Source organism: Pantoea dispersa, from assembly GCF_019890955.1.
GTDB lineage: Bacteria > Pseudomonadota > Gammaproteobacteria > Enterobacterales > Enterobacteriaceae > Pantoea > Pantoea dispersa.
In genome coordinates this window covers 3,742,519-3,767,371 of sequence record NZ_CP082346.1, presented here as the reverse complement: position 1 = coordinate 3,767,371, position 24,853 = coordinate 3,742,519, and the positions used below count along the sequence as shown (strand labels likewise).

Genomic DNA, 24,853 nt, shown 5'->3' with positions numbered 1-24,853 from the left:
GCAACGCGCGGCCGTGCAGGCTGTGCGTCACCAGCCTGATCGCATAGCTGATTACGCCCTCGCAGATGTCTGCCCTTGCCGTCTGGCGGCAACGCGAACGGTGCAGGATACGCATCCTACTTGCTTAAAACGGTGCTTATGGACGTTTCCGATCTGCTTAACGGCTTGAATGACAAACAGCGCGAAGCGGTCGCCGCGCCGCGCAGCAATCTGCTGGTGCTGGCCGGAGCAGGCAGCGGTAAAACCCGCGTGCTGGTGCATCGCATCGCCTGGCTGTTGTCGGTAGAGAACTGCTCGCCTTACTCAATCATGGCGGTGACCTTCACCAACAAGGCGGCGGCGGAGATGCGCCACCGTATCGACCAGCTGATCGGTACCAGCCAGGGCGGCATGTGGATTGGTACCTTCCACGGCCTGGCGCACCGTTTACTGCGTGCGCACCACCTGGATGCCGGGCTGCCGCAGGATTTCCAGATCCTCGACAGCGAAGATCAGCTGCGTCTGCTCAAGCGCCTGATCAAAGCCATGAACCTCGACGAGAAGCAGTGGCCGGCGCGTCAGGGCATGTGGTACATCAACGGCAAAAAGGACGAAGGGCTGCGGCCTAAGCACATCGAAAGCTACGGCAATCCGGTGGAGCAGACGTGGCTGCGTATCTATCAGGCGTACCAGGAAGCCTGCGATCGCGCCGGGCTGGTCGACTTCGCCGAACTGCTGCTGCGGGCGCATGAGCTGTGGCTCAACAAGCCGCAGATTCTCAATCACTACCGCGAGCGCTTCAGCAATATTCTGGTGGACGAATTCCAGGACACCAACAACATTCAGTACGCGTGGATTCGCATGCTGGCTGGCGACAGCGGCCGGGTCATCATCGTTGGCGATGACGATCAGTCCATTTACGGCTGGCGCGGCGCGCAGGTGGAGAACATCCAGCGTTTCCTGCAGGATTTCCCAGGCGCGGAGACCATCCGTCTTGAGCAGAACTATCGCTCCACCAATAACATTCTGAAAGCAGCCAACGCCCTGATTGCCAACAACAATGGCCGCCTGGGGAAAGAGCTGTGGACCGACGGCAGCGACGGCGAAAAGATTTCGCTGTATTGCGCGTTCAACGAGCTGGATGAAGCGCGCTTTGTCGTCAATCGCATCAAAACCTGGCATGAAAACGGCAACGCGCTGCAGGATTGCGCCATTCTCTATCGCAGCAACGCCCAGTCGCGCGTGCTGGAAGAGGCGCTGCTGCAGGGCAGTATGCCGTACCGCATTTACGGCGGCATGCGCTTCTTCGAGCGCCAGGAGATCAAAGATGCGCTGGCCTATCTGCGGCTGCTGGCCAACCGCAACGACGATGCGGCATTCGAGCGCGTGGTCAACACGCCGGTGCGCGGCGTTGGCGATCGCACGCTCGACGTGGTGCGCCAGACCGCACGTGAGCAGCAGCTGACGCTGTGGCAGGCCACACGCGCACTGCTGCAATCCAAAGCGCTGGCTGGCCGTGCCGCCTCGGCGCTGCAGCGCTTCTGCGAACTGGTGGATGCGCTGGCGACGGAAACCGCTGAGCTGCCGCTGCACGTACAGACCGATCGGGTGATTAAAGACTCCGGCCTGTGGCTGATGTACGAGCAGGAAAAGGGCGAAAAAGGTCAGGCGCGTATCGAAAACTTAGAGGAACTGGTCACCGCCACGCGCCAGTTCAGCTATCAGGACGAAGACGAAGATCTGATGCCACTGCAGGCGTTTCTGTCGCACGCGGCGCTGGAAGCCGGTGAAGGCCAGGCGGACAAGTGGCAGGATGCGGTGCAGCTGATGACGCTGCACTCGGCGAAAGGGCTGGAGTTCAGCCAGGTGTTTATCGTCGGCATGGAAGAGGGCATGTTCCCGAGCCAGATGTCGCTGGACGAAGGCGGCCGGCTGGAGGAGGAGCGTCGCCTGGCGTATGTCGGCGTGACGCGCGCGATGGAGAAGCTGACGCTCACCTACGCCGAAACCCGTCGCCTTTATGGTAAGGAAGTGTATCACCGGCCATCGCGTTTCATTGGTGAACTGCCGGAAGAGTGCGTGGAAGAGGTGCGGCTGCGCGCCAGCGTGAGCCGGCCGGTGAGTCATCAGCGCATGGGCACACCGGTGGCGAAGAGCGACAGCGGCTTCGCGCTCGGGCAGCGCGTGCGCCACGCTAAGTTCGGCGAAGGCACCATTATCAATCTGGAAGGCAGCGGCGAGCACAGTCGTCTGCAGGTGGCCTTCCAGGGCCAGGGCATTAAGTGGCTGGTGGCGGCTTACGCCCGGCTGGAAACCGTGTAGCGCGGTTGCGCTACCTTGACGACTTTTTCGTCTCAGCGTAACATGCGCGCACTATTATCATGAGAGGACAATGCCTTGGACGCGCCCAGTCGATGCTGGCTCTATACCCTGGTTAACAGGGACAATTTCTAAGGCTACCTCTTTAACGCGGGTAGCCTTAGCGGTTATCAGCGACCTCCCTTTTTGATCCCGTCGCACGAGTCAGCACTGATTTACCCTTGAAGCGAAAGTTTCCGCGTTCAGGCTTTGCCGTGCCCGTGGTGCCAGCAGCACTGCGGTTCACCGCCTTGTCCCATGTCGTCTGCAATGGGGAGTATTGCTATGCTGAGCGCATTTAAACTGGAGCGCGATCGCCTGACGCGCATCGAGCTGGAAGACAACAACGACAAACTCAACACCTCGGTGTGGGTCGATCTGATCGAGCCGGACGACAGCGAGCGTGAGCGCGTGCAGTCAGAACTGGGGCAGAGCCTGGCAACGCGTCCCGAACTGGAGGACATTGAGGCCTCGGCGCGTTTCTTCGAAGACGAAGACGGCCTGCACATCCACTCCTTTTTCTTTTTTGAAGATGCTGAAGACCACGCTGGCAACTCCACCGTGGCGTTTACCATCCGCGAAGATCGCCTGTACACACTGCGCGAGCGTGAGCTGCCGGCGTTCCGCCTGTACCGCATGCGCGCGCGCAATCAGCAGCTGACCGACGGCAACGCCTACGAGCTGCTGCTCGATCTGTTCGAAACCAAAATCGAGCAGCTGGCGGATGAGATCGAGAACATCTATAGCGCGCTGGAAAAACTCAGCCGCGTAATCATGGAAGGGCAACAGGGCGAAGAGTACGACGACGCGCTGTCGCGCCTGGCGGAGCTGGAAGATATCGGCTGGAAAGTGCGTCTTTGCCTGATGGATACCCAGCGTGCGCTGAACTTCCTGGTGCGTAAAGCGCGGCTGCCGGGCAATCAGCTGGAGCAGGCGCGCGAGATCCTGCGCGACATCGAATCGCTGCTGCCGCACAACGAATCGCTGTTCCAGAAGGTTAACTTCCTGATGCAGGCGGCGATGGGCTTTATTAACATCGAGCAGAACCGCATCATCAAAATCTTCTCGGTGGTGTCCGTGGTGTTCCTGCCGCCGACGCTGGTGGCCTCCAGCTACGGCATGAACTTTGAGTTTATGCCGGAGCTGAAGTGGAGCTTTGGTTATCCCGGCGCGATTGGCCTGATGATTCTCGCCGGGCTGGCGCCGTATCTCTATTTCAAACGGAAGAACTGGCTGTAATCGCACAGCATTGCATCATCGCACAGAACCGTAGCGGCGCGATTCATCGCGCTTTGTCTAACGGATGCTCAGCATATTGCGTCGTGGCATTCGCGTTATTAATACGCAAACCTGAGCGCAATAAATTGCGCCGCTACAACAGCGTGCGGTCTTTTGCTGGCGCCTTACCCCTGACGCGCCAGCGCTAATCTGCTAACCTGTTGCCTCAACTCACTTTCTGATTTCCACCTTATGGCGCGTTTCTCTTTGCGGCAGCAGTGGGCGCTGCTGCTGACGGCTTCGCTGTTGCTGGGCTGCCTGCTGCAGCTATTGCACCTGCCGGCTGCACTGCTGCTCGGTCCGATGATTGTCGGTACCATTATGGGTCTGAGCGGCGCAACCGTGCGCATCGACAAACGGCTGTTCGTGCTGGCACAGGCGGTGCTGGGCTGCATGATCGGCCAGAGCCTGTCGCCTGCGATCCTCTCACCGCTGCTCGATGACTGGCCGGTGGTGCTGGCGGTGCTGCTGCTGACGCTGGCGGCCAGCGGGCTGTCCGGTTTTCTGCTGGTGCGCTTTAGCTCGCTGCCGGGACCGACCGGCGCGTGGGGATCGTCGCCGGGCGGCGCGTCCGCAATGGTGGCGATGGCGGGCGATTTCGGCGCCGACGTGCGGCTGGTGGCGTTTATGCAATATCTGCGCGTACTGTTTGTCGCCACCGCCGCGGCCGTGGTGGCCCGCATCGGCCTTGGCAGCAGCGGGGCTGCCGCCCACATTGTCTGGCTGCCGCCGCTGCACAGTGGCTTCGTGCTGACGCTGCTGGTGATGGTGGCGGGTGCGTGGCTGGGGCAGAAACTGCGTATTCCGTCCGGCGCGCTCCTGCTGCCGGCGCTGATGGGTGCCACGCTGCACGGAACGGGGGTCGCGACGCTGCAGGTGCCGGAGTGGCTGCTGGCACTGGCCTATGCGCTGATCGGCTGGAGCGTTGGCCTGCGCTTTACCCGGCCGATCTTTTTGCTGGCGCTGCGCACGCTGCCGCAAATGATCGCCTCGATTATCGGCCTGATGCTGCTGTGCGGGGGGCTGGCGTGGATGCTGACGCGCGTGCTGCACGTCGATTTGATGACCGCTTATCTGGCAACCAGCCCGGGCGGGCTGGATACGGTGGCGATTATTGCTGCTGGCAGCCGGGTCGATATTGCGTTTGTTATGGCGCTGCAGACGCTGCGTCTGTTTACCATTCTGCTCACCGGCCCGGCGATGGCCCGTTTTATCTCACGCTATGCGCACGCGCGTGCGGGCTGAAAACAGCAGCGCGTCCAGAATGAAGATCGCCAGCGCCAGCCAGATGAAGCCGAAGGTCACCATTTTATCCGGCGTCAGGCTCTCACCGTAAAACAGCACCGCCAGCAGGAACATCAGCGTCGGCCCGAGGTACTGAAAAAAACCGACCGTCGACAGGCGCAGGCGCGCGCAGGCGGCGGCAAACAGCATCAGCGGAATGGTGGTAATGATGCCGGCGGCGATCAGCTTGATATTCAGGCTGAGCGGATTAGCGCTGAGGTGGCTGGTGGCGCTGTCGGCAAAGCCAAACAGATAGATGGCCGCCAGCGGGAACAGCCACGCGGTTTCAATCAGCATACCGCTCTGTGCATCAACCTTAATCTTCTTGCGCACCAGCCCGTACAGCGCAAAGCTCAGCGCCAGACCAAGACCGATGATCGGCAGCGAACCGAACTGCCACAGCTGCACCAGCACGCCGGTGGCCGCCAGCAGCACCGCCAGCCACTGCAGACGGCGGAAGCGCTCACGCAGAAACAGCATGCCAAACACCACGTTAATCAGTGGGTTGATAAAGTAGCCGAGGCTGGCCTCCAGCATATGCTGATTATTCACCGCCCAGATAAACAGCAGCCAGTTGCCGCCGATAGTCAGTGCGGTCAGCGCCAGCAGCAGCACTTTTTTCGGCTGGGCCAGCACGCTGCGTACCTGACGCCAGCTGCGGCTCAGGGTAATCAGCCCCAGCATAAACAGGGCCGACCAAATTACGCGGTGGGTCATAATTTCTGTCGGTGGCACCTCTTTGACCAGCTTGAAATAGGCCGGCGCGATGCCCCAGATAAAGTAAGCGCCCAGCGCATAAAAAATGCCCTGACGCGTTTGTTGCGTATCCATCATCTATTCCAGAAAAGCGGCGAGTGTGGCAGGCCGCACGAAGTTAACCAATAAGATAGGTCGCAGTCGCGGTGGCGATGTAATCGCCCTGCTGATTGTGCAATTCGACGCGCGCAACCGCGACTTTATTCCCGGCGCGCAGCAGGCTGCTGGTGGCGACAAAGCGCTCGCCGCGGCCCGGGCGCAGGTAGTCGACGCGCATATCAATGGTGCCCATGCGTGACAGGCGCTGACGCAGCTCCTCTTCGCTGATGCTCTGCTGGCGCGACAGCGCATGGCTGACGCACACCAGCCCGGCGGCAACATCCAGCACTGAGGCAATCACGCCACCGTGCAGAATCTGCTGCGCGGCATTACCCACCAGCATGGTTTTATTGGCAAAGCCGAGTTCAGCGTAATCGGCTTCAAGGCGATCCAGCTCAAGGCCCAGTGCCTGATTAAACGGCATGTGATAGACAAAAATTTCGCCAATCAGCCGGCGCGCTTCCTGCTGTGTCAGCATCGGGGATGACATTTTTCCTGCCTTAAGATGTTAAAGAATTGTGTATATTATGCCGCGTTCGCGCCGCTTTCCAGTTTCAGAAATCCGCGCTAATCAACCACCGGGTTTGCGTGTAGAATGGCGTGCTTTTTGAACCGTCGCCCGACGATAACTTTGCAGCGCTCTGGAGAATTCTATGCGTAAGCAGTACGCCTTGCTGGCCGCGGCATTTATGGTTCCTGCGCTGGCGCAGGCCGATGAAGCCACCGTGAAAGAGGTTCATGACGCACCAGCGGTGAAGGGCAGTATTATCGCTAACCTGCTGGAAAAACACGATAACCCATTCGTGCTTTATCCCTATGAAAATAACTATCTGCTTTACACCTACACCAGCGACATGAATAAAGAGGCGATTTCCTCTTACAACTGGGCAGACAAAGCGAAAAAGGATGAAGTAAAATTCCAGCTCAGCCTGGCGTTTCCGCTGTGGCGCGGCATTTTGGGTGACAACTCGGTGCTGGCCGCGTCGTATACTCAGCGCTCCTGGTGGCAGTTGTCGAACCGGGGGGCTTCATCACCGTTTCGTGAAACCAACTATGAGCCGCAGATTTTTCTCGGCTGGGCCACCGACTATTCGCTGGGCGGCTGGACATTACGCGACGTCGAGCTGGGTCTGAATCATCAGTCAAATGGCCGCAGCGATCCCACGTCACGCAGCTGGAACCGCGCTTACGCCCGTCTGATGGCGGAGAACGGCAACTTCCTGGCGGAAATCAAACCCTGGTATCGTCTGCCGGAAAGTGCCAGCAACGACGATAACCCGGACATCACCAAATACATGGGCTACTACCGCGCGAAGCTGGGCTATATGCTCGGCGACAGCATTTTCAGCGTGGAAGGCAACTACAACTGGAATAGCGGCTACGGCGGTGCAACCTTCGCGTGGAGCTATCCGATTTCTGAACACGTGCGCTTTTACACGCAGCTGTTCAGCGGTTATGGTGAATCCCTTATTGACTATAACCATCGCCAGACGCGTCTTGGCGTCGGCGTAACGCTTAACGATCTGTTCTAACCAGTCAAAACAGGATTACCGTGGCAACATCGGCAGTGCTTAATCAGGAAATGCTGGCGCAGCAGGTATTACAGGATACCTTCGGCTATCAGCAGTTCCGTCCGGGTCAGCAAACCATCATCGAAACCGCGCTGTCAGGGCGCGACTGCCTGGTGGTGATGCCGACCGGCGGCGGCAAATCGCTGTGCTATCAAATCCCGGCGCTGGTGCGCGAAGGGCTGACGCTGGTGGTTTCGCCGCTGATTTCACTGATGAAAGATCAGGTTGATCAGCTGCTGGCGAACGGCGTGGCGGCGGCGTGCCTTAACTCGACGCAGACGCGTGAGCAGCAGCAGCAGGTGTTTGCGGACTGCCGCAGCGGCAAACTGCGGCTGCTGTACATCGCGCCGGAACGTCTGATGATGGATAACTTCCTCGACACCCTGCAGCACTGGAATCCGGTGATGCTGGCCGTCGATGAAGCGCACTGTATTTCGCAGTGGGGCCACGATTTTCGTCCGGAATATGGCGCGCTCGGTCAGCTGCGCCAGCGCATTCCGCAGCTGCCGGTGATGGCGCTGACCGCCACCGCCGATGAAGCCACGCGTAACGACATCGTGCATCTGCTGCAGATGCACGATCCGCTGATTCAGATCAGCAGTTTTGACCGTCCCAACATTCGCTACACGCTGGTGGAGAAGTTTAAGCCTACCGAGCAGCTGCTGCGCTATGTGCAGGATCAGCGCGGCAAAAGCGGCATCATCTACTGTAACAGCCGCGCCAAAGTGGAAGACACCGCTGCGCGTCTGCAGAGTCGCGGCATCAGCGTTGGCGCTTATCATGCCGGCATCGACAGCGAGCAGCGCGCACGCGTGCAGGAAGCGTTTCAGCGTGACGATTTGCAAATCGTGGTCGCGACCGTGGCGTTCGGCATGGGCATCAACAAACCCAACGTGCGTTTTGTGGTGCACTTCGACATTCCGCGCAATATCGAATCCTACTATCAGGAGACCGGCCGCGCCGGGCGTGATGGCCTGCCAGCCGAAGCGATGATGCTGTACGACCCGGCCGACATGGCGTGGCTGCGTAAGTGCCTGGAAGAGAAAGCGCCCGGGCCGCTGCAGGATATTGAACGCCACAAACTCAATGCCATGGGCGCGTTTGCCGAGGCGCAAACCTGCCGTCGTCTGGTGCTGCTTAACTACTTTGGTGAAGGTCGCCAGCAGCCGTGCGGCAACTGCGATATCTGCCTCGATCCGCCGCGTCGCTATGACGGCCTGGTCGAAGCGCAAAAAGCGCTGTCGGGCATTTATCGTACCGGGCAGCGTTTTGGGATGAGCTATATTGTTGAAGTTTTGCGCGGCTCAACCAACCAGCGCATCCGCGATAACGGCCACGACAAACTGCCGGTGTACGGCCTCGGGCGCGAGCAGAGTCAGGAGCACTGGGTCAGCGTGCTGCGCCAGCTGATCCATCTGGGCATGGTGACGCAAAACATCGCCATGCACTCGGCGCTGCAGCTCACCGAGGCCGCGCGCCCGGTGCTGCGCGCTGAAGTGCCGCTGATGCTGGCGGTACCGCGTACCGTGACGGTGAAAAGCCGCAGCAGCGCGCCAAAAGTCTACGGCGGCAATTACGATCGCAAGCTGTTCGCCAAGTTGCGTAAGCTGCGTAAAGCCATCGCCGACGAAGAGAATATTCCGCCTTACGTGGTGTTTAACGACGCCACGCTGATTGAAATGGCAGAACAAATGCCGGTCAGCGCTTCAGAGATGCTGAGCGTGAACGGGGTCGGTCATCGCAAACTGGAGCGCTTCGGTAAGCCGTTCCTGCTGATGATCAAAGAACATCTTGATGAAGAATAAGGGAAATAAACCATGCTGATGTTATTTGCCACCGTCGCGCTGGTACATCTGGTTGCGCTGATGAGTCCGGGACCGGACTTCTTTTTTGTCTCACAGACCGCCGCCAGCCGCTCGCGCAAAGAGGCAATGATGGGCGTGCTCGGCATTACGCTGGGGATTGTGATTTGGGCCGGCGTCGCGCTGATGGGCCTGCATCTGATTCTGGAGAAAATGGCGTGGCTGCATGAAATCATCATGGTCGGTGGCGGGCTGTATCTGCTGTGGATGGGCTGGCAGCTGCTGCGCTCGGCGCGTCAGCGTCACAAGCAACCTCATACGGAAGCGCCGGTGGTTGAGCTGCCAAAGCGTGGCATGAGCTTCCTCAAAGGGTTTCTCACCAACCTGTCTAACCCGAAAGCCATCATCTACTTCGGCAGTGTGTTTTCACTGTTCGTGGGTAACGATGTGGGCGCGATTGAGCGCTGGGGCCTGTTCCTGCTGATCGTCGGTGAAACCTTTGCCTGGTTTACCCTGGTGGCGGCGATTTTTGCCCTGCCGTGGATGCGCGATAAGTATCAGCGGATGGCGAAGTGGGTGGACGGTATGGCGGGCGTGCTGTTTGCCGGGTTTGGTATTCACCTCATCATCTCCCGATAAGATCCCGAACCGTAGCGGCGCAATTTTTTGCGCGTTTCAACTGGGCGCGATAAAGCGTGCCGCTACGATCAGTGCCAATCGTTACGCCATTTTACGTGCGCTGGCCAGCAGTGCGCCGACCGCCATAAACAAGCCACCAAACACCCGGTTCAGCAGCTTCATCTGCTTCGGACCTTTGATCCAGCCAGCAATGCGCGTCGCCAGCGTGGCGTAACCAATCATCACAATGATGTCGACCACGATGGTGGTCACGCCGAGCACCAGATACTGCATCAGCTGCGGCTGGTGCGGCACGATAAACTGCGGAAACAGCGCGGCGAGAAACACAATGCTCTTTGGATTGGTGAGATTCACCAGCAGCGCGCGCTGAAACAGACGACGACGCGGCATCGCTTTGGCCACCGCATTGAGATCGATTCCGCCCGCTGAGCGCCACTGCTGAATGCCAAGCCACACCAGATAGGCCGCGCCCGCCCATTTCAGTACCTCAAACGCCAGCACCGACTGCGAAAATAGCGCGCCCAGACCGGCGCCCACCAGCACAATATGCACGGCGAGACCCAGCTGTAATCCTGTAATTGAGGCTGCCGCACCGCGATAGCCGTGGCTGATGCCGGTGCTCATGGTGTTGATCGCGCCGGAACCGGGCGAGAGGCTGAGGATGGTCGTGGTTAACAGGTAGGTTAACCACCATTCAATGGTCATGGGTGACATTCCCTGAAGAGAGTGAAGTGTGACACAATACGCCAGAAAATCGCGCTGCGCTATTAAGTGCAGGGCCGCGTTTGACGTTTTTTCAGGGGGACTGATGCAGCAGCATAAACAGAGTTGGCTCGGACGTGAGCACGCTTTTTCAGCCTTTGCTACCGGTCCGCTGCTCGACTTCTGGCGTCAGCGTGAAGAGTGTGAATTCAGCGGCGTGGGCAATCTGACCATTCGCTATGTGCGCTTCACCTCACCGCAACACCGCCGTGTCATCCTGATTGTGCCCGGACGCATCGAAAGCTACATCAAATACCCCGAGCTGGCCTATGACCTGTTCCACTGCGGCTACGATGTGGTGATTATCGACCATCGCGGTCAGGGGCGTTCAGACCGGCTGCTGGCCGATTCGCATCGCGGTCACGTGGTGGAGTTCAGCGATTATGTCGACGATCTGGAAACGCTGTATCTGAAAGAGATCGTCAGCCATCACTATCAGCAGCGCTACGTGCTGGCGCACTCGATGGGCGGCGCAATTGTGGCGCTGTTCCTGGCGCGTCAGCCGCAGGCCTTCCACGCGGCGGTGTTTTGTGCGCCGATGTTTGGTATCGTGCTGCCGCTGCCGCCGTTTCTGGCGCACCGTATTCTCGACTGGGCGGAAAAGCTGCCCGCGCTGCGCGACGGCTACGCGCTGGGCACCGGACGCTGGCGCGCCAGCCCGTTTGGCATTAACCGGCTGACGCACAGTCGCGAACGTTATCGTCGCAATCTGCGCTTTTATGCCGACGATCCGGCGATTCGCGTCGGCGGCCCCACCTATCACTGGGTGCGGGAAGGGATTCAGGCCGGACGCCATATCCTTAATCAGGTGGCGCAGATTACGACACCGATTCTGCTGCTGCAGGCCAGTGAAGACGACGTGGTGGATAACCGCGCGCAGGATCTGTTCTGTGAAGCCATGGCGGCAGCGGGACATGCGGTGGAAGGCACCACGCCTTACATCATTCAGGGCGCGCGTCACGAGATCCTGTTTGAAACAGACGCCATGCGCGCCGAAGCGCTCAATGCGGTGGTCAACTTTTATCAGCGCCACCGTGACTAATGTATTCTTAGACATCAATACCAGAGGCCTACATGTACCACATCGTTGCATCCGACCTGGATGGCACGCTGCTTTCTCCGCAACATCGTCTGACGCCGTTTGCCCGCACCACGCTGCAGGAACTGGTGGCGCGCGATGTGCATTTTATCTTTGCCACCGGACGCCACTACATCGACGTCGGTCAGATGCGCGATAAGCTCGGCATTCCGGCGTATATGATCACCTCAAACGGCGCGCGCGTGCATAACGCCGACGGCGAACTGGTGTTCAGCCACAATCTGGACAGCGATATCGCCAGCGAGCTGTTTGGCCTGAAGTATCACGATGAGAAAATCCTGACGCACGTTTACCGCGACGATGAGTGGCACATCAGCCGCCATAATCCGCAGGAAGCGGAGTTTTTCCAGGAATCGGTGTTCACCTATCAGGTGTATCAGCCCGGCATGCTGGCCACCGACGGCATCAGCAAAGTGTTCTTCACCTGCGACGATCCGGATCATCTGGTTCCGCTGGAACAGGCGATTGAAGCGCGCTGGGGTGACCGGGTTAACGTCAGTTTCTCGCTGCCCACCTGTCTGGAAGTGATGGCTGGCGGCGTCTCGAAAGGGCACGCGCTGGAAGCGGTGGCGAAACAGCTTGGCTATTCGCTAAAAGAGTGCATCGCGTTTGGCGACGGCATGAATGATGTCGAGATGCTGAGTATGGCGGGCAAAGGCTGCATCATGCGTAACGCCCATCAGCGCCTGAAAGATACCCTGCCGACGCTGGAAGTGATTGGCAGCAACGCCGATGACGCGGTGCCGCAGACGCTGCGTAAGTTGTTCCTGGCCTGAATAAAAACGGGCCGGTATTCACCGGCCCGCTCAGATTATGCCTGCTGCTGCTTGTGGCGATGCTCGCTGACCATGGTCAGCAGCAGTAACACCACCGCCAGCACCGATCCGACAATCATCACTAAGAAACCGCCGTCCCAGCCGAAGAAATCCACGGTGTAACCGACAATCGCACTGGCTGCTACCGATCCACCGAGATAGCCGAACAGACCGGTAAAGCCTGCTGCAGTGCCGGCCGCTTTTTTCGGTGCCAGCTCCAGCGCGTGCAGACCAATCAGCATCACCGGACCGTAGATCAGGAAGCCAATGACGATCATGCAGATCATATCCACGCCCGGATTGCCCGGCGGGTTCAGCCAGTAAATGATGGTGGCGATGGTCACCAGCGTCATGAAAAACACCCCGGTGGCACCGCGATTGCCGCGGAATACCTTGTCCGACATCCAGCCGCACAGCAGCGTGCCCGGAATCCCGGCGTATTCGTACAGGAAATAGGCCCACGAGGATTTATCCAGCGTGAAGTGCTTCACCTCTTTCAGATAGGTCGGTGACCAGTCGAGGATGCCGTAACGCAGCAGATAAACGAATACGTTGGCCAGCGCGATGTACCACAGCAGCTTATTCGGCAGCACGTACTGCATGAAAATCTGCTTCGCCGTCAGCTCCTGTTCGTGGTTCTCGCTGTAATCCGGCGGATAGTCATTCTTCCATGCCTCAATCGGCGGCAGCCCGCACGACTGCGGCGTATCGCGCATCAGCGCAAAAGCGATGATGGCGACGAGGATGGCACCAAACGCCGGCATATAGAGCGCGGCTTTCCAGTCGTTAAACCACGCCATGCCGAGCAGGAACAGCAGCGGAGGAATGCCGCCACCCACGTTGTGCGCGCAGTTCCATACCGACACAATGCCGCCGCGCTCTTTCTGCGACCACCAGTGCACCATGGTGCGTCCACACGGTGGCCAGCCCATGCCCTGGAACCAGCCACACAGAAACAGCAGCACGAACATCACCATGATGCTCGAGGTTGCCCAGGGCACGAAGCCCATCACCAGCATCACGGCGGCGGCGAGAATCAGGCCGGCGGGCAAAAAGACCCGCGGGTTGGAGCGATCCGAGACCGATCCCATGATGAATTTGGAAAAACCGTAGGCGATGGAGATGCCGGAGAGGGCAAAGCCAAGGTCGCCGCGGGAAAAGCCCTGTTCGACAAGGTAAGGCATCGCCAGCGCAAAGTTTTTGCGCACCAGATAATAGGCGGCGTAGCCAAAGAAAATGCCGAAGAAGATCTGCCAGCGCAGACGACGATAGAGCGGATCGACGCGATCGTCCGCCACCTGGGGCTGGTGTGGTGCAGGTTTAAAAATACTCAACATCAGAATGGCCCTCCAGGGCGCAATATAGTTATCGATTCCCAGCAGGTTGGGGCAAAAAAAAGTACGACAGCGAACAGAAAGCAACCTTTCCATTTCGCGCACAGAATAGTGATGGTTACGCGCAGTTACTGTGACGTGTGACACATATGTTACAGTTTTATGACAATAAAGAGCGATATAAACCAGTAAATGTTGGATTTCGCGCATTTCTGCCAGAGAAAACGGCGCGCTGCCTCATAAAAATCGCCGCCCATCGGTCAACCCGCCATGCGAACACGTGCCTACTGACCAGTCAGCGAAGATGCGATCGTGTTTAATTTCATCACATGTCAACCAGATTATCCCGCCAGCGCGCTGTAGTTTGTTTACACTAGCGCCAGTGTTGAACTTTAGGATGCATAACCGTGCTGTTGCTGATCGTTACCACCATTCTGTGGGCTTTTTCTTTTAGTTTAATCGGGGAGTATCTGGCGGGGCAGGTGGATACCTGGTTCTCGGTGCTGATGCGTTTAGGCCTGGCGGCGCTGGTCTTTCTGCCGTTTCTGCGCTGGCGCGGTTACCGCGCTTCAACGTTGCTGCTCTATATGCTGGTGGGCATGCTGCAATTAGGCATTATGTATTTGATCAGCTTCGAGGCTTATCTCTATCTCAGCGTGCCGGAATTCCTGCTGTTTACGGTGATGACGCCGCTGTATGTCACACTGATTTATGACCTGCTCAGCAAGCGCCCGCTGCGCATTGGCTATGCCTTCAGCGCGCTGCTGGCGGTGCTCGGTGCGGCCATTATCCGCTACGACAAAGTCAGCGATGATTTCTGGTTCGGACTGCTGCTGGTGCAGGCGGCCAACATCTGCTTTGCGATTGGCATGGTGGGCTATAAGCGCCTGCAGGAAGTCCGCCCGATGCCGCAGCACACCGCGTTCTCGTGGTTCTATCTCGGCGCAGTGCTGATCGCGGTGATCGCCTGGTGCATCTGGGGCAATCCGCACAAGCTGCCGACCACCACGCTGCAGTGGAGCGTGCTGGTGTGGCTGGGCGTGGCCGCGTCCGGGCTGGGTTACTTCATGTGGAACTACGGCGCGACCCAGGTCGATGCCGGGACGCTGGGCATTATGAACAACATGCACGTGCCGGCAGGATTACTGGTGAATTTGGCGATCTGGCAGGAGAAGCCGCACTGGCCGAGCTTTATCACCGGGGCGATAGTGATTTTTGCGTCCCTGTACGTGCATAAACGCTGGGTACTGGGACACACGGCCAAAAGCAGCAGCTCAGGCGCTTAGCTTTTTTTCGCGGGTGTCGATGGCCGCTGAATCAGCGTTAAACCTTTCAGGAAGTTACGCAGAATCTGGTCACCGCACTCGCGATAATTTTTATGATCCGGGTTGCGGAAAATCGCGCCGATTTCAGCCTGTGACACCTTGAAGTTAGCCTTCAATAAGATATCCGGGATATCGGTGGTTTTCAGCGCGAAGGCGATGCGTAACTTCTTGAGAAAGATATTATTGTTCATGCGGCGCTCAACCGACGGGGCCGGCGCGTCTTCGCTTTTGCCGCGACGGTAGAAAATCAGACCGTTGAGGAAGTAGCCCATCAGCACATCCGGCAGTTTACGAAACGCCTCATCGTCATCTTTCTTCAGCCACGCCTGCACATCTTCACGCGGTACTTCACTGCCCGCCAGCGCAAAAATCTCCACCACTTTGCTGTCGCTCAAATCCAGCATATAGCGCACGCTGCGCAGCACATCGTTATTGGTCATGGTGAAACTCTCCGGTAGCGGTTAAGGCGGCGCATTATAGAGCAGGCAGGGCGGGGATAACAGCACGGGCGACATTGGCCGCCCGCGGCATCAGGACGAGACCGGCTGCAGGGAACCGGGGCGCGAGGCATCGCGCACGTAAGGCAGGTGCTCGCAGGCGTGCTGACGGGCAAAGCGCACAAAGGCCTCCAGCACCGGCTGCCGCTGCTCGCCGTCGCGCATCGCCGCGTATAAACGGCTCCACAATCCGTCGCCCAGCGTGCGCGTCACCACCAGCCCCTGGTGCTCAAAGCTCTCTACCACCCAGTGCGGCAGCGCGGCAATGCCCATGCCGGCCGACACCATCTGGATCAGCAGCAGCGTATTATCCACGCTCTTCAGCGCCGGGCTGACGCCGGCTGGCTGTAAGAAGTTACGCCACACGTCCAGCCGCTGACGCTGTACCGGATAGATCATCAGCACCTCATCGGCCAAATCTTCCGGCGTGATGTGGGCCAGCTGCGCCAGGCGGTGATCCGGCGCCAGCACCAGCCGCACCTCAAAATCAAACATCGGCGCATAGAACAAACCGCTGCGCGGCAGAATATCGGACGTCAGCACCACGTCCAGTTCGCCCTGCTGCAGCGCCGGCTGCGGATCAAAGGTCACGCCGGATTTGAAGTCCATCACCACCTGCGGCCAGCTCTGACGGAAATTGTTCAGGGCCGGCGTCAGCCACTGGATGCAGCTGTGGCATTCGATAGCGATGCGCAACGTGGTCTGATGCGGCTCATGACAGGCCTGCAGCGCCTGCTGGATCTGCGGCAGAATCTGCTCCGCCAGCTGCAACAGAATCTCTCCCTGCGGCGTAAAACGGAGCGGCTGGCTCTTACGCACGAACAGCCGGAAGCCCAGCCGCTGTTCCAGGTCGCTGAACTGGTGAGACAACGCCGATTGCGTCTGATGAAGCTGGGCGGCGGCGGCAGCCAGCGAGCCGGTGTGCCGTAACGCCTGCAGCGTCCGCAGGTGTTTGAGTTCGATCATGAGAGTCCTTCACATCGAGATTGAACAAATTGCGCTTGAGACACATACAGTACCCGCAGATTATAGCGGTGTAAACATCTGGACGGCTAAACATCTCAGTCAGACGCGACGGCCACTTTACCTTTGTCCAGCTAACACGCTCAGCGCACGGCAGGATTGCCCGCTGGATGAACGTAAATCGGTTGCTGCGACTGTCGCACAGCGAACAATTTCTGGAGAATCTCACATGACCATTCTGAACCATACTCTCGGTTTCCCTCGCGTCGGACTGCGCCGCGAACTGAAAAAAGCGCAGGAAAGCTACTGGGCCGGGAACAGCTCACAGGACGAACTGCTGGCGGTGGGTCGTGAACTGCGCGCCCGTCACTGGCAGCAGCAGAAAGACGCCGGTGTTGATCTGCTGCCGGTCGGCGATTTTGCCTGGTACGATCACGTGCTGACCACCAGTCTGCTGCTCGGTAACGTACCGGCACGGCACCAGAATAAAGACGGCTCGATTGACCTCGACACCCTGTTCCGTATCGGTCGCGGTCGGGCGCCCAGCGGCGAACCTGCAGCGGCAGCAGAGATGACCAAATGGTTTAACACCAATTATCACTACATCGTGCCGGAATTTACCCAGGGTCAGCAGTTCCGTCTCAGCTGGACGCAGCTGCTGGACGAGGTGGATGAAGCGCTGGCGCTCGGCCACGCCATCAAACCGGTGCTGCTGGGGCCGGTGACCTATTTGTGGCTGGGTAAGGTGAAAGGTGACGCCTTTGACCGCCTGTCGCTGCTGCAGGCCATTCTGCCGGTGTACCGTCAGGTGCTGGCTGAACTGCATCAACGCGGCATCGAATGGGTGCAGATTGATGAGCCGGCGCTGGCGCTGGAACTGCCGCAGGCGTGGCGCGAGGCGTTTAAACCGGCGTACGACGCGCTACAGGGCGAAGTGAAACTGCTGCTGACCACCTACTTTGACAGCATTGGTCAGAATCTTGATGTCATCAAAACGCTGCCGGTGCAGGGCCTGCACGTGGACCTGGTGCACGGCAAAGATGACCTTGAGCAACTCAACCAGCAGATCCCGGCGGACTGGCTGCTGTCGCTGGGGGTGATCAATGGCCGTAACGTCTGGCGCGCCGATCTCACCCGCTGGTTTGAGCGCCTGCAGCCGCTGATCGGCCAGCGTCAGCAACTGTGGATTGGATCTTCCTGTTCACTACTGCACAGCCCCATTGACCTGAGCGTGGAAACCCGTCTCGACGACGAGGTAAAAAGCTGGTTCGCCTTTGCGTTACAGAAGTGTACGGAGCTGTCGCTGCTGAGTCAGGCGCTGAACCAGCACGATGCCGCTGCGCTGCACGCCTGGAGCGCGCCGATTCGTGCCCGGGCAAACTCTGCTCGCGTGCATAACCCCGCCGTGGCGCAGCGTCTGGCGCAAATCCAGGCCAGAGACACTGAGCGCAACAGCAGCTACACCGTGCGTGCTCAGGCGCAGCGTCAGCGCTTTAACCTGCCGGCGTGGCCTACCACCACCATCGGTTCTTTCCCGCAGACCACCGAGATCCGCGGCCTGCGCCTTGACTTCAAAAAAGGCAACATTGACGGCGGCCACTACCGCACCGGTATCGCGGAACACATCCGGCAGGCGATTGCGGAGCAGGAGCGTCTGGGGCTCGACGTGCTGGTGCATGGCGAAGCCGAGCGTAACGACATGGTGGAGTACTTCGGCGAAAACCTCGACGGCTTTGTTTTCACGCAGAACGGCTGGGTACAGAGCTACGGCTCGCGCTGTGTTAAGCCGCCGGTGATCATCGGGGACGTCAGCCGCCCGCAGCCGATTACCGTCGAGTGGGCAAAGTATGCGCAGTCGCTGACCGACAAACCGGTGAAGGGCATGCTGACCGGACCGGTCACCATCCTGTGCTGGTCGTTCCCGCGGGAAGACGTGACGCGCGAAACCATCGCAAAACAGATTGCGCTGGCGCTGCGCGACGAAGTGCAGGACCTGGAAAAAGCCGGTATCGGCATCATTCAGATTGACGAACCGGCGCTGCGTGAAGGCTTGCCGCTGCATCAGTCTGACTGGGCAGCCTACCTGCGCTGGGCGGTGGACGCGTTCCGCCTCAACGCTGCGGTGGCGCAGGACGAGACGCAGATTCACACCCACATGTGTTATTGCGAGTTCAACGACATCATGGATTCGATCGCCGCGCTGGACGCCGACGTGATCACTATCGAAACCTCACGTTCTGATATGGATCTGCTGGATGCGTTTAAAGCGTTTGAGTATCCGAACGAAATCGGGCCGGGCGTGTATGACATCCACTCACCCAACGTACCGAGCGTGGAATGGATGGAAGATCTGCTGCGCAAAGCGGCGCAGAGTATTCCGCAGCAGCGTCTGTGGGTGAACCCGGACTGCGGCCTGAAAACGCGTGGCTGGAGTGAAACGCGTCAGGCGCTGGCCAACATGGTGAAAGCGGCGCAGAAGCTGCGCGCCGAAACCGTTGGATGACAGGATAATACGTTGTGTTGTTGAGTTGGGGCGCGCTGGCGCCCCTTTTTTATTCCGCGTTCGGCGCGACGCCATACTGCTTAAACCACGCCAGCATGCGCTGCCAGCCATCCTGTGCGGAATCGGCGTGGTAGCTCGGACGATAGTCGGCGTTAAAGGCGTGGCCAGCTTCCGGATACACCACAATCTCGGCTTTGGCATTGGCCGCGTGCAGGGCCTGGCGCATCTTATCGATGCTTTCCAATGGAATGCTTTCATCCTGGCCGCCATACAGGCCCAGCACCGGTGCATTCAAATCTACTGCAATATCAATAGGATGTTTCTGCTGCTTCAGCGTTTTCTCGCCCTCCAGGCGACCGTACCAGGCGGCGGCGGCGCGCACCTGCGGATTATGGGCGGCAAACAGCCAGCTGATGCGACCGCCCCAGCAGAAACCGGTGATCGCCAGACGACGGATATCGCCGCCGTGGCGCGCCGCCCAGTTGGCCACGTGGTCGAGATCCGACAGTACCTGCGAATCCGGCACTTTGCTCACCAGCTCTTTGAACAGGGTGGGGATATCGTTGTAATCGTTGGGATCGCCTTCGCGGAAATAGAGCTCCGGCGCCACGGCGAGATAGCCTTCCAGTGCCAGACGGCGGCACAGATCGCGGATGTGCTCGTGCACGCCGAAAATTTCCTGCACCACCAGCACGACCGGCAGCGTGCCGCTAAACTGTTGCGGACGAGCATAATAAGCCGGCAGGTTCTCACCCTGGCTCGGCACGGACGTCTCGCCCGCGTGAATGGCATCGCTGGCGGTAATGATGGTGCTGGCTGCGGTGGGCTGCACCGCTGGCGCAAAGCCGTCGGTGGCGGATTTTTGTGCCATATTGTCTTCGGTTTTCATGGTTCTCTCCGTGCTAGCAAGTGCGCAATCACGTAACTATAGCCTGGCCTTACGGCAAGGCTGGCGTAGGGGACGGGGGATGGTTAACCTGGTCTGCTTCTCTATTAACACTGCCTTTTACGGTTACACAGCACCGCTTGTAGCAATTCAGCGCAGCAGACCGCTAATATGTGATTGGAGTCACACAATATCTTTAGTTCAATGTAACTTTCATTATTGATAGTGAATTCAGTCACATATTTATCCGGGCCGCTGACGTAAAGTGGCGCGCTTATTCCCCTTATCTTCCAGGAGTCTGATATGGCCCAGTCTGACGTTTTCCACCTTGGCATCACCAAAGCCGATTTGAAAGGAGCCACGCTGGCGATTGTTCCTGGCGATCCGGAGCGCGTGAAGAAAATCGCAGCGCTGATGGAGAATCCACAGCACCTCGCGTCGCACCGTGAATTCACCACCTGGCTGGCGGAGATCGACGGCAAACCGGTGGTTGTCTGTTCCACCGGTATTGGCGGTCCGTCTACCTCTATCGCCGTTGAAGAGCTGGCGCAGCTGGGCGTGCGTACCTTCCTGCGTGTGGGTACCACCGGCGCGATTCAGCCACACATCAACGTGGGTGATGTGCTGGTGACCACCGCCTCGGTCCGTCTGGACGGTGCCAGCCTGCACTTTGCGCCGATGGAATTCCCGGCGGTGGCTGACTTCGCCTGCACCACCGCGCTGGTGGCCGCGGCAGAAGCCTGCGGCGCGACCACGCATATTGGTGTCACCGCCTCGTCAGACACCTTCTATCCTGGCCAGGAGCGCTACGACACCTTCTCCGGACGCGTGGTGAGCCGCTTCCAGGGCTCGATGAAAGAGTGGCAGCAAATGGGCGTGCTTAACTATGAGATGGAATCCGCTACACTGTTAACCATGTGCGCCAGTCAGGGACTGCGTGCCGGCATGGTGGCTGGCGTCATCGTGAATCGCACGCAAAAAGAGATCCCGGATGCGGCCACCATGAAGCAGACAGAAAGCGATGCGGTGAAAATTGTGGTGGATGCCGCGCGTCGTTTACTTTAGCGCGCCAGTCAGGGAATGATTTCGAGACCAGGCTTATAGGGAGCTCAGCAATTGCCTGATTAGAATGCGCGCAATTTCAGCCGATTCTGAGAAATTTCCTATGCGCAAAACGATCTCTGTCCCACGTCCGGGTTTTACCAGCCGCCCTGCTGCAATGCAGGCCTGCGTTGAGAGTGCCGCCGCGCGCTTTCGTCAGGCAATGGCCGCGTCAGATTATCCTCTGGCGCGCCAGTGCTGCGAAGAAGTGCTGCGCGTCATGCCTAACCAGATGCAGGTGCTCAGCGACTACGCGCTGACGCTGATGCGCGTCGGCGAACATAAAAAATCCTACAAGATTTACCAGAAAATCTATCAGGCACCGGCGGCGCAGCGCGCGCAGGCGTCGGAAACCTGGCTGGATGGCCTGACGGAAGTGTGTGGCTGGCTGGATAAGACAGATGAAGTGGCGCGTTATGGCCTGGAATCGCTCACCCAATCCGATATGCGTTTCAGTCAGGGCGCGAAAGCGACTTTTCCCGCACCGGCGCCTGCGCCGATTAACCGCAGCAATCCGGCAGAAAATATCATCTCCTTCAGCCTGTATGGCGGTCAGCCGCGCTACTGCGAAACCCTGATTAAAAATGTTGAGGTGGCGCGTGAGCTCTATCCGGACTGGATGTGCCGCATCTATCTCGACGACAGTGTGCCGCAGCACGTGTGGCAGCGCCTGACCCAGTCAAACACCCAGCTGGTGGATATGTCGCAGGAGAAAATCATTTTCCCTACGCTGTGGCGCTTTCTGGTGATGGACGATGCCAGCGTAAAACGCTACATCGTGCGGGATGCGGATTCGCTGCTTTCAGAGCGCGAAGTGGCGGCCGTCGACGCCTGGCTGGCTTCGCCATTCTGGTTCCACCACATGCGCGATTATTATTCGCACACCGAGCTGTTACTGGCCGGCATGTGGGGCGGCTGTCACGGCGTGTTTCACAACGTGGAGCAGCAGATGCGCGACTTTATCGCGCAGTATGACGGCAGCGAGCGCTTTACCGACCAGTACTTCCTCAAGGTAGCGCTGTGGCCGACGGTGCGTGACAGCATCCTCAATCACGACGATATTTTTCACTTCCACCACGCGCAGCCGTGGCCGGCGCATGCGCCGATTCGCTGGCAGACCGACAGCTTCCACGTCGGCAGCAATGCCGGTTTCGCCAGCATGGCCGGCAAAGTGGCCAACGCCGAAAATGGCCAGCAGCAGGTGGAGCTGACCTACGGCGGCAACAGCTGGTGCTATCCGGCGAAGGTGAAAAGCGACAGCGAATGGGTGCTGCCGATGCCGTTTTTCCTGATCGACGCCTGGAAAGCCGGCGACCTGACCGTACGCGCCCTGTAGTTACCCGGACGGTGCCTATTGCGCCCGCGATAAAATCCGCGGGTTGCCATGAATGTTCTGGACATTCATACAGTGGCGCTCTACCTTCTCCTCAGCGAGACGATCCGCGGGGGGATTATGGATCAGCAACTTATCATCAGCGGCGCGCTGGCGCTGGCCGGTTTGGGCATTGGCTGGATTATTGCCCAGCTGCGCGCCGGCCATCAGCACGCCAGCTTCACCACCGAACGCCGCCTGCTGGAACAGGCGCAGCAGCGTCAGCAGCAGCAGCTGGAACAGCTGCAACAGCAACTGCAGCAGCGCGAACAGGAGCTGCGCCAGCTTCACGGCACGCTTAGCGGCGCGCAGGAGCGCCTGCAGCAGCTGGATTACTGGCGGGCCGAGAGTGAACAGCTCAGCCGCGAGCTGCGTAATCAGCTGGAAGTTAACAGCGCGCAGGAAGCCGAACTGCGGGAAGTCACCATTCGATTAGAAGAGACGCGTTTCGCCGCTGAGGAGAAGCAGCGTCTGCTGACCAACAGCGAACAGCGCCTGAGTGCGCAGTTTGAAAACCTCGCCAACCGAATCTTCGAAAACAGCGGAAAACGCGTCGACGAGCAGAACCGGCAGAGCCTCAATAGCCTGATCGGCCCGCTGCGCGAACAGCTGGACGGCTTTCGTCGCCAGGTCAACGATAGCTTCGGCCAGGAAGCGCGTGAACGCCACACGCTGGCGCACGAGATTCGCCAGCTGCAGCAGCTCAACGCGCAGATGGCGCAGGAAGCGATCAACCTCACCAAAGCGCTGAAGGGCGACAATAAAATTCAGGGCAACTGGGGCGAAGTGGTGCTCAGCCGGGTGCTGGAGGCCTCAGGCCTGCGCGAAGGCTACGAGTACCAGACCCAGGTCAGTGTGCAGCTGGAGCAGCAGGGCCGTATGCAACCGGATGTGATTGTGCGTCTGCCGCAGGGTAAAGATGTGGTGATTGACGCCAAAATGACGCTGATTGCCTATGAGCGCTACTTCAACGCCGACGATGAGCTGACGCGCGAGCAGGCGATTCAGGAGCACATCAACGCGGTGCGCGGCCATATCCGGCTGCTGGGGCGTAAAGATTATCAACAATTGCCCGGTTTACGCTCGCTGGATTATGTGCTGATGTTTATTCCGGTCGAACCGGCGTTTCTGCTGGCGATCGATCGTCAGCCGGAGCTGATCAGCGAAGCGCTGCAGCAAAACATTATGCTGGTCAGCCCGACCACGCTGCTGGTGGCGCTGCGCACCATTAATAATCTGTGGCGCTATGAGCATCAGAGCCGTAATGCCCAGCGCATCGCCGACCGCGCTGCGCGCTTGTACGACAAGATGCGGCTGTTTGTTGATGACATGAGTGGCATCGGGCATAGCCTCGACAAAGCGCAGCAGAGTTATCAGCTGGCGATGAAAAAGCTGGCGCAGGGGCGCGGCAACCTGATCGCCCAGAGCGAGTCGTTTCGTGCGCTTGGCGTGGAGATCAAACGGCCCATCAACCCGCAGCTGGCGGAGCAGGCGCAGCCCGACACGGCGGATGATGCATGGGCCGATGACAGCGAGCCCGCTGAAAATGCGGCAGATTCTTCCGCCGCCTCCCTGCGCCGCATCAACGAATAACACGCCGGTGGCGTGCTCGGATCGCCCGACTCTGATACACTTCGGGAAGTATTGTTTGTGGAGCAGGTAAAACCGATGGCAGATGAATCACAGCAGGAAACTACCCATTTTGGCTTTCAGACCGTCGCCAAAAGTGAAAAGGCCGATAAAGTCGCGGACGTGTTTCACTCCGTCGCGGCGAAATATGACCTGATGAACGATCTGATGTCGTTCGGCATCCATCGCGTCTGGAAGCGTTTTACCATCGACAGCAGCGGCGTGCGCCGCGGTCAGCGCGTCCTGGATCTGGCCGGCGGTACCGGCGATCTGACGGCAAAATTCTCGCGCCTGGTCGGTGAAACCGGTCAGGTGGTGCTGGCGGACATCAACAGCTCAATGCTGAAGATGGGACGCGAAAAGCTGCGCAACCTCGGCGTAACCGGCAACGTCAGCTACGTGCAGGCTAACGCAGAAGCGCTGCCGTTCCCGGATAACTATTTCGACTGCATCACCATCTCCTTCGGCCTGCGTAACGTGACCGAAAAAGAGAAGGCGCTGGCGTCGATGTTCCGCGTGCTCAAGCCAGGTGGTCGTCTGCTGGTGCTGGAGTTCTCTAAACCGGTTTTCGATCCGCTGAGCAAAGCCTACGACACTTACTCTTTCCACATTCTGCCGCGCATCGGCCAGCTGGTGGCAAAAGACGCGGAGAGCTATCGCTATCTGGCGGAGTCGATTCGTATGCATCCGGATCAGGAAACCCTGAAGGCGATGATGAACGACGCGGGCTTTGAAAATACCAGCTACTACAACATGACCGGCGGCATTGTGGCGCTGCATCGTGGCTTTAAGTTCTGATTA

At 58.9% G+C, this 24,853-nt stretch carries 21 protein-coding genes; 14 read left to right on the top strand and 7 right to left on the bottom strand.

The window, feature by feature from the left end:
- The first annotated feature begins 138 nt into the window (after positions 1 to 138).
- From uvrD to K7H94_RS17565, 3 genes are all read left to right on the top strand, one after another.
- Positions 139 to 2,301 carry a DNA helicase II gene (gene uvrD / locus K7H94_RS17575; protein ID WP_021506969.1) on the top strand — a complete coding sequence of 721 codons (2,163 nt, stop codon included), beginning with the start codon at positions 139 to 141 and terminating at the stop codon, positions 2,299 to 2,301.
- A 321-nt stretch (positions 2,302 to 2,622) separates the two neighbouring features.
- A complete protein-coding gene (gene corA, locus K7H94_RS17570) occupies positions 2,623 to 3,576 on the top strand; it encodes a magnesium/cobalt transporter CorA (RefSeq protein ID WP_010617090.1) in 954 nt (317 codons plus the stop codon).
- Between the two features lie 231 nt (positions 3,577 to 3,807).
- Positions 3,808 to 4,860, top strand: coding sequence for an AbrB family transcriptional regulator (locus tag K7H94_RS17565; RefSeq protein ID WP_031279611.1), 1,053 nt, complete (start codon positions 3,808 to 3,810; stop codon positions 4,858 to 4,860).
- On the opposite strand, the gene rarD is transcribed toward K7H94_RS17565, so the two are convergent.
- Both rarD and K7H94_RS17555 read right to left on the bottom strand, forming a co-directional pair.
- Entirely contained in the window at positions 4,831 to 5,730 is a 900-nt protein-coding gene (rarD, locus tag K7H94_RS17560; RefSeq protein WP_222952063.1) for an EamA family transporter RarD, read from the bottom strand. The two genes, K7H94_RS17565 and rarD, sit on opposite strands and share 30 nt — an antisense overlap.
- A gap of 43 nt (positions 5,731 to 5,773) precedes the next feature.
- The gene (locus K7H94_RS17555; RefSeq protein WP_031279610.1) at positions 5,774 to 6,244 is read right to left on the bottom strand and encodes a thioesterase family protein; all 471 of its coding nucleotides are present in this window, start codon (positions 6,242 to 6,244) and stop codon (positions 5,774 to 5,776) included.
- Between the two features lie 163 nt (positions 6,245 to 6,407).
- On the opposite strand from K7H94_RS17555, the gene pldA reads away from it, so the two are divergent.
- The 3 genes from pldA to rhtC are packed head-to-tail and all read left to right on the top strand — an operon-like array spanning position 6,408 to position 9,766.
- The gene (gene pldA / locus K7H94_RS17550; protein WP_021506965.1) at positions 6,408 to 7,286 is read left to right on the top strand and encodes a phospholipase A; all 879 of its coding nucleotides are present in this window, start codon (positions 6,408 to 6,410) and stop codon (positions 7,284 to 7,286) included.
- A gap of 20 nt (positions 7,287 to 7,306) precedes the next feature.
- Positions 7,307 to 9,130 (top strand): ATP-dependent DNA helicase RecQ, encoded by a 1,824-nt coding sequence (gene recQ / locus K7H94_RS17545; RefSeq protein WP_058758115.1) that lies wholly within the window; start codon positions 7,307 to 7,309, stop codon positions 9,128 to 9,130.
- 12 nt (positions 9,131 to 9,142) lie between these two features.
- Positions 9,143 to 9,766, top strand: a complete 624-nt coding sequence (gene rhtC, locus K7H94_RS17540; protein WP_021506963.1) for a threonine export protein RhtC — start codon at positions 9,143 to 9,145, stop codon at positions 9,764 to 9,766.
- A gap of 81 nt (positions 9,767 to 9,847) precedes the next feature.
- Here the strand turns inward: rhtC and rhtB are convergent, their stop codons facing one another.
- Positions 9,848 to 10,471: a homoserine/homoserine lactone efflux protein gene (gene rhtB, locus K7H94_RS17535; protein ID WP_021506962.1), complete on the bottom strand. Its 624-nt coding sequence runs from the start codon at positions 10,469 to 10,471 to the stop codon at positions 9,848 to 9,850.
- A 103-nt stretch (positions 10,472 to 10,574) separates the two neighbouring features.
- On the opposite strand from rhtB, the gene pldB reads away from it, so the two are divergent.
- Positions 10,575 to 11,570, top strand: coding sequence for a lysophospholipase L2 (gene pldB / locus K7H94_RS17530; RefSeq protein WP_222951404.1), 996 nt, complete (start codon positions 10,575 to 10,577; stop codon positions 11,568 to 11,570).
- Between the two features lie 32 nt (positions 11,571 to 11,602).
- A complete protein-coding gene (gene yigL / locus K7H94_RS17525) occupies positions 11,603 to 12,403 on the top strand; it encodes a sugar/pyridoxal phosphate phosphatase YigL (RefSeq protein ID WP_150059513.1) in 801 nt (266 codons plus the stop codon).
- 35 nt (positions 12,404 to 12,438) lie between these two features.
- Here the strand turns inward: yigL and glpT are convergent, their stop codons facing one another.
- Positions 12,439 to 13,779 (bottom strand): glycerol-3-phosphate transporter, encoded by a 1,341-nt coding sequence (gene glpT / locus K7H94_RS17520; protein WP_058758118.1) that lies wholly within the window; start codon positions 13,777 to 13,779, stop codon positions 12,439 to 12,441.
- A gap of 404 nt (positions 13,780 to 14,183) precedes the next feature.
- On the opposite strand from glpT, the gene K7H94_RS17515 reads away from it, so the two are divergent.
- The gene (locus K7H94_RS17515) at positions 14,184 to 15,062 is read left to right on the top strand and encodes a carboxylate/amino acid/amine transporter (protein WP_058758119.1); all 879 of its coding nucleotides are present in this window, start codon (positions 14,184 to 14,186) and stop codon (positions 15,060 to 15,062) included.
- Here the strand turns inward: K7H94_RS17515 and K7H94_RS17510 are convergent.
- Positions 15,059 to 15,541 carry a YehS family protein gene (locus K7H94_RS17510; protein WP_021506956.1) on the bottom strand — a complete coding sequence of 161 codons (483 nt, stop codon included), beginning with the start codon at positions 15,539 to 15,541 and terminating at the stop codon, positions 15,059 to 15,061. The genes K7H94_RS17515 and K7H94_RS17510 overlap by 4 nt on opposite strands.
- Positions 15,542 to 15,631: 90 nt before the next feature.
- Entirely contained in the window at positions 15,632 to 16,564 is a 933-nt protein-coding gene (gene metR, locus K7H94_RS17505) for an HTH-type transcriptional regulator MetR (RefSeq protein WP_021506955.1), read from the bottom strand.
- Positions 16,565 to 16,790: 226 nt separating this feature from the next.
- Between metR and metE the strand changes: the two genes are divergently transcribed.
- Entirely contained in the window at positions 16,791 to 19,064 is a 2,274-nt protein-coding gene (gene metE, locus K7H94_RS17500) for a 5-methyltetrahydropteroyltriglutamate--homocysteine S-methyltransferase (RefSeq protein WP_058758120.1), read from the top strand.
- A gap of 49 nt (positions 19,065 to 19,113) precedes the next feature.
- Here metE and K7H94_RS17495 read toward each other — a convergent pair whose 3' ends face one another.
- Positions 19,114 to 19,953: a dienelactone hydrolase family protein gene (locus tag K7H94_RS17495; RefSeq protein WP_021506953.1), complete on the bottom strand. Its 840-nt coding sequence runs from the start codon at positions 19,951 to 19,953 to the stop codon at positions 19,114 to 19,116.
- A 300-nt stretch (positions 19,954 to 20,253) separates the two neighbouring features.
- Here K7H94_RS17495 and udp point away from each other — a divergent pair, with 300 nt between their 5' ends.
- The 4 genes from udp (at position 20,254) to ubiE (ending at position 24,850) form a co-directional block, all read left to right on the top strand.
- A complete protein-coding gene (udp, locus tag K7H94_RS17490) occupies positions 20,254 to 21,015 on the top strand; it encodes a uridine phosphorylase (protein ID WP_021506952.1) in 762 nt (253 codons plus the stop codon).
- 100 nt (positions 21,016 to 21,115) lie between these two features.
- Complete coding sequence (locus K7H94_RS17485) at positions 21,116 to 22,387, top strand: tetratricopeptide repeat protein (protein WP_222951403.1); 1,272 nt, start codon at positions 21,116 to 21,118, stop codon at positions 22,385 to 22,387.
- A 117-nt stretch (positions 22,388 to 22,504) separates the two neighbouring features.
- Entirely contained in the window at positions 22,505 to 24,016 is a 1,512-nt protein-coding gene (gene rmuC, locus K7H94_RS17480; RefSeq protein WP_150361807.1) for a DNA recombination protein RmuC, read from the top strand.
- A 75-nt stretch (positions 24,017 to 24,091) separates the two neighbouring features.
- Complete coding sequence (gene ubiE / locus K7H94_RS17475) at positions 24,092 to 24,850, top strand: bifunctional demethylmenaquinone methyltransferase/2-methoxy-6-polyprenyl-1,4-benzoquinol methylase UbiE (RefSeq protein WP_021506949.1); 759 nt, start codon at positions 24,092 to 24,094, stop codon at positions 24,848 to 24,850.
- Positions 24,851 to 24,853: the final 3 nt, after the last annotated feature.

Excerpts from the sequence above, each read along its gene's own strand:
- uvrD (WP_021506969.1), top strand. The coding sequence starts at position 139 with ATGGACGTTTCCGATCTGCTTAACGGCTTGAATGACAAACAGCGCGAA.
- udp (WP_021506952.1), top strand. The coding sequence starts at position 20,254 with ATGGCCCAGTCTGACGTTTTCCACCTTGGCATCACCAAAGCCGATTTG.
- K7H94_RS17555 (WP_031279610.1), bottom strand. The coding sequence starts at position 6,244 with ATGTCATCCCCGATGCTGACACAGCAGGAAGCGCGCCGGCTGATTGGC.
- glpT (WP_058758118.1), bottom strand. The coding sequence starts at position 13,779 with ATGTTGAGTATTTTTAAACCTGCACCACACCAGCCCCAGGTGGCGGAC.
- rhtC (WP_021506963.1), top strand. The coding sequence starts at position 9,143 with ATGCTGATGTTATTTGCCACCGTCGCGCTGGTACATCTGGTTGCGCTG.
- K7H94_RS17495 (WP_021506953.1), bottom strand. The coding sequence starts at position 19,953 with ATGAAAACCGAAGACAATATGGCACAAAAATCCGCCACCGACGGCTTT.
- rarD (WP_222952063.1), bottom strand. The coding sequence starts at position 5,730 with ATGGATACGCAACAAACGCGTCAGGGCATTTTTTATGCGCTGGGCGCT.
- pldA (WP_021506965.1), top strand. The coding sequence starts at position 6,408 with ATGCGTAAGCAGTACGCCTTGCTGGCCGCGGCATTTATGGTTCCTGCG.
- pldB (WP_222951404.1), top strand. The coding sequence starts at position 10,575 with ATGCAGCAGCATAAACAGAGTTGGCTCGGACGTGAGCACGCTTTTTCA.
- K7H94_RS17565 (WP_031279611.1), top strand. The coding sequence starts at position 3,808 with ATGGCGCGTTTCTCTTTGCGGCAGCAGTGGGCGCTGCTGCTGACGGCT.
- K7H94_RS17485 (WP_222951403.1), top strand. The coding sequence starts at position 21,116 with ATGCGCAAAACGATCTCTGTCCCACGTCCGGGTTTTACCAGCCGCCCT.
- ubiE (WP_021506949.1), top strand. The coding sequence starts at position 24,092 with ATGGCAGATGAATCACAGCAGGAAACTACCCATTTTGGCTTTCAGACC.
- yigL (WP_150059513.1), top strand. The coding sequence starts at position 11,603 with ATGTACCACATCGTTGCATCCGACCTGGATGGCACGCTGCTTTCTCCG.
- corA (WP_010617090.1), top strand. The coding sequence starts at position 2,623 with ATGCTGAGCGCATTTAAACTGGAGCGCGATCGCCTGACGCGCATCGAG.
- metE (WP_058758120.1), top strand. The coding sequence starts at position 16,791 with ATGACCATTCTGAACCATACTCTCGGTTTCCCTCGCGTCGGACTGCGC.
- rmuC (WP_150361807.1), top strand. The coding sequence starts at position 22,505 with ATGGATCAGCAACTTATCATCAGCGGCGCGCTGGCGCTGGCCGGTTTG.
- K7H94_RS17510 (WP_021506956.1), bottom strand. The coding sequence starts at position 15,541 with ATGACCAATAACGATGTGCTGCGCAGCGTGCGCTATATGCTGGATTTG.
- rhtB (WP_021506962.1), bottom strand. The coding sequence starts at position 10,471 with ATGACCATTGAATGGTGGTTAACCTACCTGTTAACCACGACCATCCTC.
- metR (WP_021506955.1), bottom strand. The coding sequence starts at position 16,564 with ATGATCGAACTCAAACACCTGCGGACGCTGCAGGCGTTACGGCACACC.